The following is an 18,682-nucleotide window of genomic DNA, read 5'->3' on the forward strand; positions in this document are numbered from 1 at the left end:
GCCTTCTTGGATATCGAACAATTTCATTTTCTTCTACGCAAAAACTCTCATATAAGCCAATCAATTTTTCAATTGCATAATCCCATAATCCTGATTTGCTTCCAATATTTTTAGTTTTCTCGCTTTTGAAAGCGTAACCAAAGGCACTATAATCCCATGAGCAGTGCCAAAATTAATATGTCCCTTTTTCATATGACTACGTTCCCATTTAAGCCACTGCTGCTTTCTTCTGATATGATATCTCAGAACCTTCTTTCCTCGATAAACATAATCTTCGGACAGATAAATCAAAAAACGGATCAACTCTCGCACTTTCTGCTTTTCTTCTGAATTTTCCAATATTTCTGGACAATCCAAAAGATAATAAATCACTCCTGCAATTCCTCCAAGAATATCATACGTGGCAAATGCAAGCTTAGCCTGCTGAAATCCGACAATTTTCTGGCAAACATTTCTTAGAAAGAGTCGATTAAGAAGTTCTGATGAATCCTTCAGTTTTCCTGTCTTTTGCTCAATTTCGTGGAATGAAAATGCTAATTCCCCCAATTCTCCGTACATTTTCGCATCAAAAAAATCAACATATATGTCTGGCTTTTAATTAATTTGATTTATCAAATTTTCTGCAATTTCTAAAATATCCTCTTTTCGTCGAATTGTATTGTCTGCTCCCATCATCTGTGAAGCAAAAAACAAAAGAGAAATACTTTCTTTCTTCATCACTTCAAAATCATTCTTTCCATAACAAATAATTACATGTTCAATATAGTTGTCTATTTTCTTTCCTATTCTTTCCATTTCAAACACTTTCACTTTTATACTACTTCAGTCTTTTGTCTACCACCATATTGAGTAACGCTAGATTCCTTTCTATATTCTTTTGAGAAAATAAACATCCACAATATTACCGGCTGAATAATTGCCCCTATTGGTATTCCGTGTACCTCCAAAATGCCATCTGCTACTCCTGTCAATGTCGCGTTATTCATACCATGTAGCAACGCACATAACCACACATTTTCAGTTTTCATATATACCCATCCCAAAAAAATAGCTAAACCAATCACATTAATAAATCTTGCTACAATCATTATTCCTAATCCAGCCTCCTGCCGATTTAGCTGAAAAGTCGTGACCCAAAGTGGTATATGCCATAATTCCCATATAATACCCAATATAATCACCCCCATACGCTTTCCCACACAACTCTGTAATCTTTTTTGCAAATATCCTCGCCAGGCGAACTCTTCTCCTAAAAAATTAAAACAGCTAAGCGCCATTATAGAAGGTATGCCATAAACTTGAGCGATAATATACTTTCCGCAATTAAAATTAACCCCAAAAACAGCTAAATAAATCCCTTTAATTACAATTAATGCTCCCACAATTATTGCCATTTTCTTTTGATTCTTAAACGGATATAATGATTCCCCACCATATAAAAGGCAATAAAAAAATAATAAAAGACTAAAAACAGCGAATAAACTTCTATTCCATATATTCATATATTCTTCTTTCACGATTCCTGCAATACAGATAAATATATAAAGAGAACAACAGCAACTTCCTACTATAAAGATCTTTTGAAAAAAGTCCCTTTTCTTTCCTTTATTAATATACCATTGTCCGAGTATCACTCCGCTTGTTGGAAGCGTCATAATATATTCACCAAATGCTAATGACATCATGCCAGGTTTAATCCAGGGTACAAATAACCAAGGGACTAGGTAAGCAACCATAAAAAAAATTATTCTCCTAGCATCCATATTTATTTTTTTCTTCAACACCTTACCTCCTCTTATTAGCACCTTAAATACACTGCGGCTCTGCCGCATTCTTCTTACAGCATGCAGAAGTCATTCCAGTTGTGGGGGGCAACAGATTTACATTTATTTGCTTTTGTCAAACCAATTGTAACAGTCGCCACTTCACATGGAACACTTGTACCGATTGACAACGAACCTGCCGATCCATTATTTTCCACATTCCTTAAGTCAAGATCAAAATTATTCTGTTTATTCATAGTAATCCTTCTTTTTATTACTTTTTTGTTTTACAGCTTTAGGATTCTTTGTTTGTATATTTTTAATATATCATTATTTTTTATTTTTTCAACTTTCTTTTACATATAATTTATTTTTTTATTATTCATTTTATTATATACTGATAAAATATTATTTTCTTTCCTTAGTATTTACATATTTTCTCTTTTGTGTGATAATTTAATAACAAGATTAAATTTAAAAAAGGAGGTTTGATATGAAAAAGCGCTTTACAAAAAAACAGTTAGAAATCATGAAAATATTGTGGAACAGCGATAAGCCCTTAATTGCATCTGACATTGTAAAACAGAACGAAACATTAAATATCAATACTGTTCAAGCCTGTCTTCGTTCACTAGTCGCAAACAAGTCAATTGAAGTGACTGACATAGTCTATAGTGGCACAGTACTGACAAGACGTTACGCTCCACTTATTTCTAAAGAAGAGTATCTTGATAATACCTATAAGGATATCCTTGGAAAAGGACAAACATTCTCACTAATCGCATCTTTAATTGATTCCGAAACAAGTTTAAGCGAATTAGAGGAATTGGAAAAAATAATTGCACAAAAGAAACAAGATATAGAAAGAGGAGGTGAAAAATAATATGTCATTTACACTCGGACCATTTTATACATGCTTTATTGTAACACTCTTTCTCATGGGATACCTGCATATAATCATGCATCGATCTTCAATTTTTTTTGAGCGTACGATAAAGTTTTCATTAATAGGTATTCTTATTATACTCGTTCGTATGGCAATACCTTTTAATCTCCCATTCACTTACACAGTTTTTTCCTATCAATTATTACCAAGAATAATTGATTTTTCAACAATTCGTGTATCCAACAGTAGCATGAGAGTTGCTGATTTCATATTTATGGCTTGGTTTATTATAGCGCTTATTTTATTAATACAACTATTTACCCAATATGTGCGACTGCAATATTATCTTTCTAAGTTTTATGTAGAGGATAATGCAAAATATTACCATTTATTTGAACTTTTACATAGTCATTACAAAAAGCCAATACAAATTGCAATCATTCCCGAACCAATTTCACCAGCTATCACTGGTTTCTTGAAACCTATATTAATTCTTCCTAATATCGATTTTTTTCGGATAAAGAACTAGAATACATCTGTCTGCACGAGGTTGCACATTATAAAAAACACCATCTTTGGTTTGGTCTATTAATGGAAATCGTCTGTCGAATACACTGGTGGAACCCATTCGTACAATATCTAAAAAAAGAATTTGCTTTGTTCCTGGAACTATCGAACGACTTTTCTCTCATCCAATCCGATCAGAAATTCAATACCACAAATTATGCTGATCTAATTGTGAAAACTGCAAAAAAAATACAAACTGCTAAACATATTGTACCAAGTCGTCTAATGAACTTTGCAATAAACAATCAACCCATATTAACTACACGAATTAACTTTATTCTTAACAGCAGAGAATCTATACAACACAAAAAATACTCACACTCAATTTTATGTTGTTGTTTTGTGTGTATTGCAGTTCTTTTATCTGTCTTCTTTGTTCCAGAGGCTTCTTTCCGTGAACTCGAAAAAACAGAGACAAATGATGCAGTACAAATCACCGAAAACAACTCTTATATTTTGGATAACGGAAACGGATATTCCATTTATGTAGGCGGAGAGCATTTTGCAGATATTGACTCTATTCCCGACGAATTACAAAGTGTACCAATTTACAAGAAAGGAAAACATATTCATGAAAAATAAACGTAATTTTTTTTAGCCATTATTTGTGCATTTTTTCTAAGTTTTAATTTAGAATCAACGGTATTGGCCGCATCTTTTTCCACAGCCACTCCCATAGCAATTCATAAAAATATACCCGAAGCAGACTCTCCGGAGATTACACTGTTTAGTGCTGATATCGGTTGGAAGTTTAAAACTATAAATGGTGTTTTATACAAACGCCAATATAATTACACCACAAAACAATGGATTGGAGATTGGATTAAAGTTTAAACATACTACAAGAAAGATCCCTTATTGCTAAACAAAGGGATCTTTCTTGTAGTATATTACTAATTATTATTCATCTGTGTAACTTTTTCTATAATAGTCACTTTTCTTATGCTGTTCTCAGCATATCGTCGTAAAGGAACTGTCGGGAAATAGATAGTCCGTAAGCGTATAATTTGACGTTTACGATTATTATAACGACTTTTTTGAGTTGGGTAATAAAATTAGTTTCAACTTCTACAAATTGGCTTTCCCAGACGACGATCCAGTCTATACCCTGAAAAAAGTGATGGAGAATTTAGATTTTTCAGGTCTGCTTGCCTGTTATTTTGACCGGAGAAGAACCGGATACTAATCCAATCATGTTGCATGCTGTTGTTACTTACGCAAATATGCGCGAAGTGCGTGCGGTTGACCGGATTGTAGATTTATGCCAAAGAGGGATGCCTTCTATGACTTCAAATGGAAAAGCGGAAAGGCGAGGTATTGGATGAACCGAATTATCAGTTCCTGCATCGGTTAGAGAAAGAGGAACTCATTACGCTTAAACAACTTTATATCGAAGGCACAAAGATAGAGGTCAATGCGAACCGCTATACATTTGTCTGGAGCGGAACGCTCAATTACCATCTTGCCGGACTGCCGGATACGATAGATACTCTTTATAAAAAATACAACGCCCTCTTATCCGAGTATGGATACGGGACAAATATTCGAAGACAGACCTGGAAGTTACATTTATAAGGATGAAAGAAGACCATATGCTGAACGGGCATTTAAACCCACTTAGAATGTCCAGGTTGCTGTGGAAAATTATTTTATTATCCGCGGATATGAATCTTCTGTATCTGAAGGAAAATGCGGTGGCCAGTTATATCAAACTTCAGGATCATGAGCAGTGGAACCCCCGTGCCTATAAAGAAGACATCGAGAAGTATTGTAACATGAAGTACGAAGTCTTTAAAGACGAGCATTATTATGCATGCCATGACGGACGGGAATTAAGGCATATCCAAACAGAAACCAAAGAACAGGATGGATATACACAGACTTTTGAGGTGTATGAATGTGCAGACTGCAGTGAATGTCCGCATAAGGCAAAATGTTTATATAAATATAATGCTGAAAAAGATGCAGAGAAAAATAAGGTTATGAAAACCAATACACGCTGGGAAGAACTAAAGGAAGAATCCCACGCCAATATTCAGAGCGAAAATAATATTCTGAACCGCCAGATCCGCTCCATACAGACAGAAAGCCACTTTGGAAACATCGTCGTAGCATGAGTGTTAGAATCCTTTAGCGCAAAAAGAACCGAAATCTGGCATGAGAATTTGATCACAAATCAAATTCTCAAGAGTATCCGAACTGCGAAATCATCAGATTTCAGAGTGAGTGTACTCGATTGCAAGATTCCAGCTCTTTTTGCGGTTACGGCTTCTTCACGAAATACTCCGATTTGCAATCCACCAGACACATTCCGCGCCGCCGTCCATTCTCAACACGCAACTATCTCCAACTCATTCCCTCTATAATGTATTTACAAAGCGCATGAAGGCTTCGCGTCCTTCCTCCGTGCACTTATAAACACCTGCATCTTCCAATACATGAGTAAATGTAATTCCAACTTCTTCTTTCAACACATCCATTACATTCTCTTTCGTAATGCTGTCGTATTTTGGCAGGAACTTCTCTACCCACTCTGCATGTTTCTCAATCTTCTCGTTGCTTCTGATATCTTTACCTTCTACGAGATACTCAGCAAGGATCTCTAACTCTTCTTTCAATCTTGCCGGCAATACCGCCAGTCCCATAACCTCAATCAGACCGATATTCTCTTTCTTAATGTTATGGTACTCTGCATGCGGATGATATACACCCAGTGGATTCTCTTCTGTCGTAATGTTATTTCTAAGTGTCAGGTCTAACTCATAGATATCTCCCACTTTTCTTGCGATCGGCGTAATCGTATTGTGAGGCTCTCCATCTGTCTCGGCATAGATGAATGCGGCTTCATCCGTATAGCCTCTCCATACCCCCAGTACATGGTCTGCCAGATCAATCAGTCTCTTCTCATCCTTGCTTCTGATACGAAGAACGGATAATGGCCATTTTACGATTCCAGCTTCTACATCCTCATATCCCGGAATCGTCACTTCCTTCTCAATCGGTGCTTTTGCCATAGCGAATGTATAATGTCCGCCCTGGAAATGGTCGTGGCTTAAGATCGAGCCGCCTACGATCGGAAGATCTGCATTGGATCCCAGGAAGTAATGTGGGAACAACTTAATAAAATCAAACAACTTGATGAATGTTGCCTTCTCAATCTTCATCGGCACATGCTGTCCGTTGAATACGATACAGTGTTCATTATAGTATACATATGGAGAATACTGGAATCCCCACTTGCTGTCATTTACCGTGATTGGGATGATTCTATGGTTCTCTCGTGCAGGATGATTCAAGCGTCCTGCATATCCTTCATTCTCTACGCAAAGCAGACATTTTGGATAACTGCTTGCTTTTGCATTCTTGGCTGCTGCAATCGCCTTTGGGTCTTTCTCCGGTTTGGATAAGTTGATCGTAATATCAATCTCTCCATAAGGAGAATCCACTTTCCACTTCATGTCTTTCTTTACACGATAGCGACGAATATAGTCGCTGTCCTGGCTGAGTTTATAGTAATAATCGGTTGCTTCTTTCGGAGATACTTCGTATTTTTTCGCAAATGTCTCCTGCACCTGTGCCGGTCTTGGAACCAGGCAGTTCATTAACTTTGTATCGAACAGATCTCTGTATCCGATGCTGTTTTCAATGATTCCACGGCTTGCCGCCTCATCTAACAATTCTTTCAGTACGGATTCTAATTCAATCTCTCCTGCTTCAATCTCAACATCTTCATAATCATCTTCATGGAACAGTTCCAGCAGAAGATTCGTTGTATATACTCTCTCACATTCCGGAGTAAGCCCTGTCTGGATACCGTATTCTACTAATTTTTTTATACTTTTAGATAACATCTTCCTGATTCTCCTTTGCAATACTAAGAAAATATTTCACATTTCATCATTTTAACCGATATATCCACGCTGACTAGATTGCCTTTGCGCCATCACCGATATCTACTACATAGAATTCTGCTTCGTGTCCCACTTTCTCCTTGTATGTCTTTCCAATCTCACCGATAAATGTATCAACCGCATCATTCTTCACAATACTTACGGTACATCCGCCGAATCCGCCTCCGGTAATACGGGAACCGATCACTCCCGGCATTGCCTGTGCAAGATCTACCAGAATATCAATCTCCTCGCAAGACACTTCGTAATCATATCTCAGAGATTCGTGAGATGCGTTCATCAACTGTCCGAAAAGTTCCACATCCTGGTTCTTAAGAGCTTCTACGGCACGTACTGTTCTCTGGTTCTCATATACTGCATGTTTTGCACGTTTCTGTCTTACCGGATCTTTGATCGCGTCTTTGTGAGCCTCGAATTCTGCCTCTGTCAGGTCTCCCAAAGTATCAATCTCCATTACTTCCTGCAATTCTTTTAATGCAGTCTCACATTCATTTCTTCTGTCGTTGTAAGCGGAATCTACCAGGCTGTGCTTTACCTTACTGTTCGTGATCACGATCTTAGCATCCTCTAATACAACCGGCGCATATTCGTATTTTAATGTATTCGTATCCAGGAAGATCGCATGATCCTTCTTGCCCATAGCACTTGCAAACTGATCCATGATTCCACAGTTACATCCGTTGAAGTTATTCTCAGAATCCTGTCCAATCAGTGCCACATCTATCATAGACACATCATCAAAACCAAAAGTATCCTTAAGAATCAGACCTGTCAGGACTTCCAAAGATGCGGAAGAAGAAAGTCCTGAACCATTCGGGATATTTCCGTAGATCAGAATATCCAAACCATGAGTCAACTTGTAACCTCTCTTCTCGAATGCCCACATTACTCCCTTTGGATAATTCGTCCAGTTGGCATTCTTGTCCGGAACCAGTTCATCAAGACTTGTCTCGATCACTCCCAGTTTTTCAAAGTTCACAGAGTAGAAACGCAACTGTCTGTCTTCTCTGTTTCTAACGATTCCATAGGTACCAAGCGTCAATGCACATGGGAATACATGACCTCCATTATAATCCGTATGCTCTCCGATCAGATTCACACGTCCCGGCGCGAAATATGTATGGACCTCTCCTTCTCCACCGTACACTTCTTTGAACTGCTGAACTAATTTCTCTTTCATTGTCATTTCCTCCATGTTTTATTATTTTTTGTTTTTTTCTTAACCGTCTTGCATAATCGCTTTATCTTATTTATGATTATAATGAGATATGTCCTCATGCACAATAAGAATATTTGATAAAATTATAAAAATATTGAGGAAATGGTGATTCATTATGCAGTTACACATTGAAAAAGACCAAAAAGAAATAAAACAGCATGGAAACTATGAATTCCCGGTCCATGTAAGTCCGGAATCAATCCAATCCTACGAGCAGGGCACCTTCCTATGGCACTGGCACCGCGAGATTGAACTTACCTGGATTATGTCCGGTCAGATTGAGTATTACGTGAACGATAAGAAGTACACTCTTTCTGAGGGCGAGGGTCTGTTTAACAACAGCAATGCCCTGCATTCAGGATATATGATCGATGGGAAGGACTGTAATTATCTGTCCATTACTTTCCATCCCCGTTTCATTTACGGATATGAGAACAGTCTGCTTCAGACCAAATATGTTGACTTCATCACCTCGAATGAAGCATGGCATTCTCTGAAACTTCGAAAGGATGTTGACTGGCATCAGGAAATCATCCGGAAAGTACAGGAAATCTATCGATTGTCCCTGACTCCTCCGAATGATTATGAATTACAGGTACATCTGCTCCTGACCGATATCTGGCGAAGATTCTACCTCTACTACGCTTCTCTTCCTGCCAGTGAACATCAGCCACAGAAGCATCTGAAACGACTAAAAGATATTCTGACTTTCGTACAAAATAATTACACGCAAGAACTGACTCTTGATGATATCGCAGACCATGTAAATATCTGCAAGAGCGAATGCTGCCGTTTTTTCAAGAAATATATGAAGATGACAATCTTCGATTATATTCTCTTCCTGAGAATCCAGAACAGCCTTCCGCTTCTGATGGAAGGAGAAAGTGTTACAAAGATTGCAAGCACAGTAGGTTTCTCCACCTCCGCATACTACGGGCAGATATTCAAGCGGTATATGGGGTGCTCTCCCAGCCAGTATCGAAGAGAACATCTGGAGGAAACTTCATTTTCTAGTTAATTCCATACTTATCCATCACTGCCTCCACGGCCTCAATCACAGCCGCCCGCATTCCACACTTCTCCAACGCAGCCACGCCCACAATCGTAGTTCCCCCCGGAGAGCATACATTATCCTTCATCTCTCCCGGATGCTTTCCAGACTCCGTCATCAATTTTCCGGTTCCCGTTATCATCTGTCCTGCCAACTGGTATGCCATCTTACGCGGCAAGCCATACATCACGCCCGCATCAGCCAGCGCCTCTGTAAACATACTGGCAAATGCCGGTGCACAGCCGCTGATCGTACTTGCAATATTAACCTGATCTCCGTCCACTTCCACTGCCAGGCCAATTCCAGACAACAATTCCATAATAATCCGATATCCTTCTTCCGTAAGAGAATGCTTCTTTTCACAAATCGTAATTCCTTCTCCTACAGACACCGGAGTATTCGGGATTGTACTAAGGTGATGGCATCCTTCCGGCAGTATTTTTTCATAATCCTCGAACAGATAGTTCGCAACTACTGAGAGTATCATCTTTTCTTTCAATAATGCTCCCAAAGGGCTTAGAACAGGTTCTACCATTCCCGGTTTTACCGCTATCACAAGGACATCAGATGCCTCAACTACTTCCTTCGCATCATAGCAGGCATGAATACCTCTTACTTCGGCATTGTTTTTCAATCTTCCATAACTGCCACCACACGCATATATCTGATCCGGCTGCAGAGTCTTCGTATATAACAATCCATCTGCGATAGCCTGCCCCATATTGCCAAACCCTAGAAAGCCTACTTTTATATCAGTTACATTATACATCCTATCTCTCCTTATGAACCAGATGGCATATACGGTCTTAAGACACCTGCCACATTACTGATCGGCATGGTCTGAAGCCATACTCTTCCAGGACCGCTGATCACTGTATTGAAGATTCCCTCACCGCCAAACAGCATATTCTTCACACCCGGCACACTCTTAACCTCCATCTTACATGTCGCCGTCATCGCCGCAAGATGTCCGGTGTCAACTACAATCTGCTGCCCCGGCTGAAGTTCATACTCTACTACATGACCATCGAATTCAGCGAACATCGTGCCGATTCCGCTTACCTTTTGCATAATGAATCCTTCACCGCCGAACAATCCGGAAGCGAACTTTTTATTAAAGAATACGGATAATTCTACACTCGCTTCTCCGGCAAGGAAGGCACTTTTCTGGAAGATCATCTCTTGCCCCGGTGCAATATCGAATGCTTTGATCGAACCCGGAAAACTGGATGCAAATGCAATCATGCCAGTACCGTCCTGAGCCGTATATATATTCTGGAATATGTGCTCTCCTGAGAACATTCTGCCGAATGCTTTGCCAATTCCTCCGTTTGTCGTCGTCTCCATCAGCATATTCGGTGACATCCATGCCATTCCGCCGCCTTCTGTGATCATCTTTTCGCCGCCCTCAAGCTGACAGATCACAACCGGAAGTGTATCTCCCTGTATCTGATATCTCATATAGTTATACCTCCATTCACTTTATTTCCTCCATCATAACGTTTTCTATACAGGGTGTCAATTGACAGAAACTTAAGAATATGTGAACGAACATACGACTCCTTCAATCCAGGTACAGCCTTAATTACATTTTTGATATATTATGCTATAATCAATGTACATTAGTTGACGAGGAGGTGATCACATGACAAATACAGAATTTCTTCAATCCATATCTACTTTAATTAATGAAAAATTCGACGAACAAAATGCTAATATTGAGCAAAAATTCAAGGAACAAAATGCCAATATCGAGCAACGTTTTAAGGAACAAGATGCTAATATCGAGCAGAGATTCAAGGAGCAAACTACCTATATTAATCATAGGTTCGACGAACAGAATGCCTATTTTAATCAAAGGCTCGAGGAGCAGAGTGCTTCCTTTGATCGAAAACTTGAGGAACAGAGTGCTTCCTTTGATCGAAAACTCGAGGAACAGAGTACCTATTTTAATCAAAGGCTTGAAGAACAAGAGAAAAAAACAGATCAGTTATTCGCATCCCACACAGCACAGATAGATAAAAAGATTAAGAAAAACAACAGAGAACTCATGAACTCCATTCTTTCAGAAGTTGATTTGGTTCAGATAAAAGCAAATAATCATTTTGAACGAATTGAGAATCGCCTGGAATACTTAGAACACACGGTCAACACGATAAAGGTGGAGACTGACACAATCCACCTGCTTGTCAACAAAGTAGCGAATCTGGAGGAACGTGTCAGTACCTTAGAGAAAAAAGTATCTTAACATCGAAGATTCTTGTTGATTTACTCTCAGATGAGTCCAATAATTTACTTAGGCATAAGAGTAAAGTTACATATGATATACATAAGAGCAGATTTGCAGCGAATGACTACTCCTCTGCAAATCTGCTCTTATCATAACTCTTCATTACTCTTTAGTTCTTTTTTTATAGAATGCACAATATAAGACGAAGCCCAGGAACAGCACTGCCGCAGCCATCCATCCTAACAGCACTACTTTCCCCTGTCCTGCGAACTTATCATAGTATCCCTTCAGATAGATTACGATAATAATAAGCGGCAGAATATAAGATACATATCCTCTCAGCCCTTTTGGGAAATCAAAGCCTTTACCTGTATTCACTTCTTTCAGGAAGTTATCCCATCCCCATCCATTCTTCCGGGTACAGAATAGTACATATCCAAGACTTCCCAAAGGAAGCAGGTTGTTAGATACGATAAAGTCTTCCAGATCCATAATATTGGTTCCTTCACCAAGAGGCGTAAATCCTGACAATACATTGAATCCTAATACACACGGCATACTAAGCAGAATGATCAATACCGCACTCACCAGAACACTCTTGCTTCTTGACCATCCAAACAAATCAATGTCAAAAGAGATAATGTTCTCGAACACAGCCACTATCGTTGTAAATGCGGCGAAGGTCAGGAACAGGAAGAACAATGCAGCCCAGACCCTTCCGCCCGGCATCTGGGCAAATATATTCGGAATCGTAATGAAGATCAGGCTCGGACCTGCTCCCGGCTCAATCCCGAACGCAAAACAGGATGGAATAATGATGAATCCAGCCATCAATGCAACGAATGTATCCAACGCAGTAATGCTGATTGCTTCTCCCGCAAGACTTCTTTCTTTTCCCATATAACTTCCGAATATCAGCATCGCGCCGATACCGATAGAAAGTGTAAAGAATGCCTGGCTCATCGCGCCAAAGATTACATTGCCGATTCCGATTTCTGCCATCTTATTGAAATCCGGAATCAGATAAAAGCGGATTCCCTCTCCAGCGCCTTCCAGGAACACGGAATGGATCGCCAGTACTACCATAATAAGAAGAAGCGCAGACATCATAACCTTGGACACCCGCTCAATTCCTTTCTGGATTCCAAAATAGCACACGGTAAAACCAATGATGCAGATAAGAATTGTCCAGAATGCCATAGTCGGCACATTTCCAAGCATGGTTGCAAACCCTTCTGACACCTGCTTGGCAGTCGCTCCAGCAAACTCTCCTTTAATGCTGCGATAGCAATAATACATCATCCATCCGCCAACCGTCGTATAGAACATCATCAGCAGATAACTTCCGATCACCCCAATCCATTTTGTCACATGCCAGCGTGTCCCCTCCGGCTCCAGTTTTTCAAAGCACGCGGCTACGCTTAAACGACTTCCACGTCCCACTGCAAATTCGCACACCAGAACCGGGATCCCCATAATCAATAAGAATACCAGATAAATCAATATAAATGCGGCCCCTCCGAATTCTCCGCACATATACGGGAACTTCCATACATTCCCGATTCCGATTGCACATCCGGCTGATACTAAGATGAATCCCAGACGTGATCCGAATTTCTCTCTTTTCATTTTCTCTCTCCTTTTAGTTTTATACAAATTACATTTGAATAATTATACTCATTCGAGCATCCCGTAATACATGCCTTCGGCTGTTGTGTTCATCAATGTCCCCTTATCTGGAGCATCTGAACTGAAGTTCTTCCCACCTTCTGTCTACTTCCTTCTGGAATTCTTCGATCAAATATTCATTGCCCTTCTTAAACAGATGCTTGAAGCGCCCCTGTGGCTTCAGAAAATCTTCGATCGGAAGTTTCTTCTTCGGCTCATAATTCAGAATCCATTTGCCATCTACTACTTCAAACAGCGGCCAATAGCAAGTCTCTACACCCAGTTTGCAGATCTCCATAATATCCGGCGTGTTATATCTCCATCCACGCGGACATGGCGCCATAATGTTCAGGAATGCTGCTCCCGGAGTATAGATCGCCTTCTCTGACTTCACATGCAGATCCTTAAAATTCTGGACAAATGTAGTTTGTGCCACATACGGAATATCATGTGCTGCAATGATCGCAGCCAAGTCCTTGCGATTCTGCGGTTTACCATTACTTTCACTCCCTACCGGAGTTGTCGTGGTATCTGCATACATTGGAGTTGCAGAGGAACGCTGAATCCCAGTATTCATATACGCGCCGTTATCATAGCACACATACACCATATCCGTATTACGCTCCATCGCGCCGGACAAAGACTGAAAACCAATGTCATAAGTACCGCCGTCACCGCCAAATGTAATGAATTTATAAGTCTCATCTAATTTGCCTTTTCTTCTCAATGCTTTGTATGCACCCTCAACACCACTTAACGTTGCCCCCGCATTTTCAAATGCATTGTGAATATAACTGTCTTCCCATGCTGTATATGGGTATGTAAATGTAGAAACCTCCAGGCAGCCGGTCGCATTGCCGATGACTGCCTTATCTCCTTCATGAAGACCACGAAGCACATTCCTTACCGCTATCGTACCGCCGCAGCCTGCACACATTCTATGCCCCGGAGCCAGACGTTCCGGTTTGCTCATTGTCTCTTTGAAATTATAATTCATTTTTGCGTCCCCCCCTATTCTCTAATTCCCAGATAACGATAGGTCTCGCCTGCATCGTTATTCTTTACAATCTGTTCCAGGGTTGCAAATATACTTTCCATGTCTTCCACTCGCACATCGCGTCCGCCAAGACCATAGATATAATTCACCGCCAAAGCCTGTGATCTTGCTCTGAATAAAGCAGACATCACATCCGCTCCTAACGGTCCGCCATGGTTCGTATAGCCTTCTGCTCTGTCCATGATTGCAACTGCTTTTACGTTAGAAAGAGCCTTTGCAATTGCATCTGCAGGGAACGGACGGAAAAGACGAATCTTCAGAAGCCCCACTTTCTTACCCTCGGCTCTTAATTTATCAATTGCATCTTTTGTTGTACCGGCTGCCGAACCAATCATAACAACCGCCACTTCAGCATCATCCATACAATATTCTTCGAACAGACCATACTCTCTTCCGGAAACTTTAGCGAATTCCTCTGCCACATCCAACACAACCTGTTCTACATGCTTCATCCCTTCTGCCTGGTTGCGTTTCGCTTCCATATAATAATCTGTAATAGAATATGGACCCACAGCCATCGGGCACTCCGGATTCAGCAGATAATTCTCCGGCCGATATTCTCCAACAAAGTTCTTGACTTCATCATCTTCCAACAGTTCAATATTCTCTACCGCATGGCTGGTAATAAAACCATCCTGGCAGATCATAATTGGCAGTCTTACATCCTGATGTTCAGAAATGCGGTATGCCTGTACCATATTATCATACGCCTCCTGATTATTTTCCGCATAGATCTGAATCCATCCGGAGTCCCTTGCTCCCATACTGTCAGAATGATCGCAGTTGATATTAATCGGACCCGACAACGCACGGTTCACCAGCGCCAATGCCAACGGAAGTCTGTTAGATGCTGCTATATACAATTCTTCCCACATATAGGCAAGACCACAAGAAGATGTTGCTGTCAAACTTCTCGCACCTGCTGCGGATGCTCCAATTGCAGCACTCATAGAACTGTGCTCACTTTCCACCGGAATAAACTCCGTATCCACCTGCCCATTTGCTACAAAAGAAGCGAAATACTGTGGAATCTCTGTAGACGGAGTAATCGGAAATGCCGGAAATACATCCGGATTAATCTGCCTGAGCGCGATTGCTACCGCCTCATTACCTGATAAACGATCTCTTTTTGCCATCTTACTCCACCCCTTCCATTGTAATCGCACCGAACGGGCATGATTTTACACAGATGCCACATCCTTTACAGTGATCATAGTCGAATGCCATCCTCTTACCGTCCTTTACTGGGATACTACTATCCGGACATACCGGCACACAGAGCAGACATTGTTTGCATTTGCCTTCAATAAAGACTGGTTTCTCTGTAGACCACTCGCCAGTATTAAAATCCTTAGAAGTTCCGACTCCGGCAATCACCATGCCTTCCGTCAGTTCCCTCCAGGTTGCTTTTACGCCTAATTTTGTAATATCTGTTGCCATTACCGTACCTCCTCGAGCGCCATCTTAAGTGCTGCCATATTGCCATCGATTACTTCCGGCTTGCTGGCGAATTTGTGAGAGAATGATGCTCTCATCTCTTTCAGAAACGTCTCCTCATCCATAATGCCTGCCACCTTCACGATCGCAGCCAGAAGCGGCGTATTCGGGAAATATCTTCCCATTGTAGCCATGGATACCTTATGTGCATCAATGATATACACTTTCCCTTCATACCCTTTCAGATGTGGGATAATCTCCTCTTTCGCGCGCTGTGTATTCACCAGAATCGCCCCGTCTTTCTTAAGACCGCTGGTCACATCAACCGCCTCCAGTAAAGATTCATCCACAACAACTACATACTGCGGATCATAGATATTCGAATGCACACGGATCGGAGTATCGCTGATTCGGTTATACGCCGTAATTGGCGCTCCCATACGCTCAGGACCATACTCAGGAAATCCCTGCACGTATTTTCCAGTCTGAAATGCCACATCTGCCAATAGTAATGCAGCCGTCTTGGCACCCTGGCCACCACGGCCATGCCATCTGATCTCTGTAAGGTTACTCATCTCCAACTTCCTTTCTACCCTTATCATCTGCTGTTCATTCTCTGTTTACGTAAATTATTTTCAGCATTTAAAAAATACCGAGTGAACTCGGTTTTTCTAATATTCCCTATTTTACTTCAAGATTCCCACTCTGTCTACAACAAATTTCTAAAATCTGCACCTTTATGGGAATTTAATTCATGAAGAGTAATTTGTAAGGTGTACGGCAGAGAGGGGGAGTATGGTAGTTCTTATCCGACTCCAATCGCCTACAAACCGTAAGTTCAAAAGAGGTCTAAAATCAGGAACCGAATGTATTCGCCGGAAAAAACCTGGAAGATTTTTCCGACTCAGACATTCTTGAATTCTGTGCTTGTAGCACATAATTCATCCTGATTTTAGACCTCTTTTTCACTAACGGTTTGTACGGCTCTTCTACGGATAAGAACTACCATACTCCCCCTCTCTGCCTGACATTCTTATGTGTAACTCTTAATGAATTGGGTGGATTCCGGCGAAACGCGTGGGGAACGGTGTCTGATTGGTAACAGATGCACCCTCAATATGTTTCCTCGCCAATATCGTTCCACACGCATCCTCGCTGGAATCTCCCTAATGTAGAAAACCTTGAAAATAGGAAATGTCAGGTGTAAGGATGAGGCTTAGCGTATCTGGCTTCGTTGGACAAGTGTTAGAATCCGTTGCAATAAAAGAGGCAGAAATTGTGTGCGAAGAGCTGACTTCAAGTCAGATCTTCGAGGACTGCTGAGTTCAATAATCATCAGATTATTGGACGATTCAGTCCGGTCACACAATTTCTGCCTCTTTTATTGTTACAGATTCTTAACGCAGGACTCCGAAGCCAGATACGCTAAGCCTCATCCTTGCGCCGTACACTTTCCGACACTCTATTTTCTGCATTAAATTCCCATTCAATCCCTCGTCAACTTCCGAATCCAGTTCCCATAATGTGACTCCAAAAATGCCGGCACACACTTAAATATCTGATCCGCGTTCAGGCAGCACACTACCACAACCGGCGATGCCTTCACCACGAATGCCATAATGAACGATAACGGAAGCACGATCATCCAGATACTGATCAAGTCCATCTTCACCACGAACATAGCATTGCCACCGCCCCTGATAATTCCATTATTCGTCGGCATCTGATAGGACATCCCTATACAGATCACACTTAAGATAATCAAGAACGCATTCGCCATTTCTTTCGTCGCAGGCTGCAGATCATACAAGCTAAGCACCGGAATCCTTAAGAAGAATAATATAGTTCCCGATATTACGCCAATCATTACGAACATCCGCTGCATTCTTCCGGAATATTCCTTTACTTTGGCAATATCCCCGGTTCCTATAGTTTTTCCGATAATAACAGATGCCGTTGAGGATGCGCCTACCGCGGTAGACTTTACCATTAAAAACAGCGTAGACGCGGCACTGTTCGCCGCTATTGCTGCCGCCGTCATATGTCCTAAGATTGCCGTCTGAAGAGCCGTATTAAGACCCCACAATCCCTGCACCACCAGCATTGGAGTCACAACCTTGAAATAATCCTTCGAAAGAATCTTGTCGAATTGCAGGTAGTCTTTAAATTTCAGTTTCAGACACTTCTCTCGCTTCGCAATATATGTAATCAATACTCCGCATTCTGTAATCCTTGCAATCAAAGTACCAATCGCCGCTCCTTTTACGCCCATCCTCGGCATTCCAAAATTCCCGAATATTAGCAGATAGTTGATTCCGCAATTCACGAAAAAAGTAAGGACTGATAATTGGAATGCTATCCTGACCGTCTCCGTACTACGAAGTGCTGCCAATAATAACTGAGTCACAGCAAAGAATAAATATGTAAAACGTATTATATTAAGATACTTCACACCTTCTGCAATAATTGACTGATCCGTCGTAAAAATTCCAACCGCCCGGCTCGGAAATATACTAACCGCCGCGAACAATATAATCGCAATCACAAGTGCCGCATACATTGCAGTTGCTGCAATCTTCTTCATAGGCTCTGTCTGCCGTTTTCCCCAATACTGGCTGCAAAAGATAACAAGTCCATCTCCCAATGCCATCACAAGCTGCTGGAATACAAACTGAATCTGATTCACCGCTGCGACTCCTGCAAGGGATGTCTCACTATAAGCTCCAAGCATAATATTATCTGCAAGGTTTACACTTAGAGTCACTACATTCTGCAAGACTAATACTACATAGATTGCAAAGAAATTTTTATAGAATGATCCTTTCCCCATATCTAAGTCTATCCTTCCTGAGTCTCTCATAATTTTTCCCCAGATCACCTGGCATCATATTAT

General features: G+C 40.9%; 17 protein-coding genes and 2 pseudogenes. 5 read left to right on the forward strand and 14 right to left on the reverse strand.

The genetic code is table 11. The features are described 5' to 3' along the window. Window positions 1-60: 60 nt before the first annotated feature. Genes ACQRBN_RS00100 through ACQRBN_RS00115 form a run of 4 tightly spaced genes read right to left on the reverse strand, consistent with a single transcriptional unit; the run spans window position 61 to window position 2,020 of the window. Window positions 61-558 carry a lanthionine synthetase LanC family protein gene (locus ACQRBN_RS00100; protein WP_427736887.1) on the reverse strand — a complete coding sequence of 166 codons (498 nt, stop codon included), beginning with the start codon at window positions 556-558 and terminating at the stop codon, window positions 61-63. A 36-nt stretch (window positions 559-594) separates the two neighbouring features. Next, a complete protein-coding gene (locus tag ACQRBN_RS00105) occupies window positions 595-795 on the reverse strand; it encodes a hypothetical protein (protein WP_427736888.1) in 201 nt (66 codons plus the stop codon). Between the two features lie 17 nt (window positions 796-812). Further along, on the reverse strand, window positions 813-1,781 hold the full coding sequence (locus tag ACQRBN_RS00110) for a CPBP family intramembrane glutamic endopeptidase (protein WP_427736889.1): 969 nt from the start codon (window positions 1,779-1,781) through the stop codon (window positions 813-815). 56 nt (window positions 1,782-1,837) lie between these two features. Beyond that, on the reverse strand, window positions 1,838-2,020 hold the full coding sequence (locus ACQRBN_RS00115; RefSeq protein ID WP_427736890.1) for a hypothetical protein: 183 nt from the start codon (window positions 2,018-2,020) through the stop codon (window positions 1,838-1,840). A 236-nt stretch (window positions 2,021-2,256) separates the two neighbouring features. Between ACQRBN_RS00115 and ACQRBN_RS00120 the strand changes: the two genes are divergently transcribed. The 3 genes and pseudogenes from ACQRBN_RS00120 to ACQRBN_RS00130 all read left to right on the forward strand — a co-directional run. After that, window positions 2,257-2,646: a BlaI/MecI/CopY family transcriptional regulator gene (locus ACQRBN_RS00120; RefSeq protein WP_427736892.1), complete on the forward strand. Its 390-nt coding sequence runs from the start codon at window positions 2,257-2,259 to the stop codon at window positions 2,644-2,646. A gap of 525 nt (window positions 2,647-3,171) precedes the next feature. Next, window positions 3,172-3,798 (forward strand): annotated as a pseudogene (locus ACQRBN_RS00125) (M56 family metallopeptidase); the annotation flags it as partial. A 602-nt stretch (window positions 3,799-4,400) separates the two neighbouring features. Beyond that, a pseudogene (locus ACQRBN_RS00130) lies at window positions 4,401-5,321 on the forward strand (transposase); the annotation flags it as partial. A gap of 255 nt (window positions 5,322-5,576) precedes the next feature. Here the strand turns inward: ACQRBN_RS00130 and galT are convergent. Both galT and ACQRBN_RS00140 read right to left on the reverse strand, forming a co-directional pair. Further along, entirely contained in the window at window positions 5,577-7,067 is a 1,491-nt protein-coding gene (gene galT / locus ACQRBN_RS00135; RefSeq protein WP_427736893.1) for a UDP-glucose--hexose-1-phosphate uridylyltransferase, read from the reverse strand. 73 nt (window positions 7,068-7,140) lie between these two features. After that, on the reverse strand, window positions 7,141-8,307 hold the full coding sequence (locus ACQRBN_RS00140; RefSeq protein WP_427736894.1) for a galactokinase: 1,167 nt from the start codon (window positions 8,305-8,307) through the stop codon (window positions 7,141-7,143). Window positions 8,308-8,461: 154 nt separating this feature from the next. On the opposite strand from ACQRBN_RS00140, the gene ACQRBN_RS00145 reads away from it, so the two are divergent. Then, entirely contained in the window at window positions 8,462-9,364 is a 903-nt protein-coding gene (locus tag ACQRBN_RS00145; RefSeq protein WP_427736895.1) for an AraC family transcriptional regulator, read from the forward strand. On the opposite strand, the gene proC is transcribed toward ACQRBN_RS00145, so the two are convergent. Both proC and ACQRBN_RS00155 read right to left on the reverse strand, forming a co-directional pair. Beyond that, the gene (gene proC, locus ACQRBN_RS00150) at window positions 9,357-10,166 is read right to left on the reverse strand and encodes a pyrroline-5-carboxylate reductase (protein WP_427736896.1); all 810 of its coding nucleotides are present in this window, start codon (window positions 10,164-10,166) and stop codon (window positions 9,357-9,359) included. The genes ACQRBN_RS00145 and proC overlap by 8 nt on opposite strands. Window positions 10,167-10,177: 11 nt before the next feature. After that, window positions 10,178-10,858, reverse strand: a complete 681-nt coding sequence (locus tag ACQRBN_RS00155; protein ID WP_427736897.1) for a TIGR00266 family protein — start codon at window positions 10,856-10,858, stop codon at window positions 10,178-10,180. A 184-nt stretch (window positions 10,859-11,042) separates the two neighbouring features. Here ACQRBN_RS00155 and ACQRBN_RS00160 point away from each other — a divergent pair, with 184 nt between their 5' ends. Further along, window positions 11,043-11,645, forward strand: coding sequence for a hypothetical protein (locus tag ACQRBN_RS00160; protein ID WP_427736899.1), 603 nt, complete (start codon window positions 11,043-11,045; stop codon window positions 11,643-11,645). Between the two features lie 144 nt (window positions 11,646-11,789). Here the strand turns inward: ACQRBN_RS00160 and ACQRBN_RS00165 are convergent, their stop codons facing one another. From ACQRBN_RS00165 to ACQRBN_RS00190, 6 genes are all read right to left on the reverse strand, one after another. Further along, window positions 11,790-13,256, reverse strand: coding sequence for a sodium-dependent transporter (locus tag ACQRBN_RS00165; protein ID WP_427736900.1), 1,467 nt, complete (start codon window positions 13,254-13,256; stop codon window positions 11,790-11,792). Window positions 13,257-13,359: 103 nt separating this feature from the next. Then, complete coding sequence (locus tag ACQRBN_RS00170) at window positions 13,360-14,292, reverse strand: thiamine pyrophosphate-dependent enzyme (RefSeq protein WP_427736901.1); 933 nt, start codon at window positions 14,290-14,292, stop codon at window positions 13,360-13,362. Window positions 14,293-14,306: 14 nt separating this feature from the next. Beyond that, window positions 14,307-15,488 (reverse strand): pyruvate ferredoxin oxidoreductase, encoded by a 1,182-nt coding sequence (gene porA, locus ACQRBN_RS00175; RefSeq protein WP_427736902.1) that lies wholly within the window; start codon window positions 15,486-15,488, stop codon window positions 14,307-14,309. Between the two features lies 1 nt (window position 15,489). Continuing rightward, window positions 15,490-15,792 carry a 4Fe-4S binding protein gene (locus ACQRBN_RS00180; RefSeq protein WP_427736903.1) on the reverse strand — a complete coding sequence of 101 codons (303 nt, stop codon included), beginning with the start codon at window positions 15,790-15,792 and terminating at the stop codon, window positions 15,490-15,492. After that, window positions 15,792-16,364 (reverse strand): 2-oxoacid:acceptor oxidoreductase family protein, encoded by a 573-nt coding sequence (locus tag ACQRBN_RS00185; RefSeq protein ID WP_427736904.1) that lies wholly within the window; start codon window positions 16,362-16,364, stop codon window positions 15,792-15,794. The genes ACQRBN_RS00180 and ACQRBN_RS00185 overlap by 1 nt, the downstream gene beginning before the upstream one ends. A 911-nt stretch (window positions 16,365-17,275) precedes the next feature. After that, window positions 17,276-18,619: an MATE family efflux transporter gene (locus ACQRBN_RS00190; RefSeq protein ID WP_427736905.1), complete on the reverse strand. Its 1,344-nt coding sequence runs from the start codon at window positions 18,617-18,619 to the stop codon at window positions 17,276-17,278. Window positions 18,620-18,682: the final 63 nt, after the last annotated feature.

Origin of the sequence: Bariatricus sp. SGI.154 (assembly GCF_050313795.1) — a bacterium.
Taxonomy (GTDB): Bacteria; Bacillota; Clostridia; order Lachnospirales; family Lachnospiraceae; genus CAMBRQ01.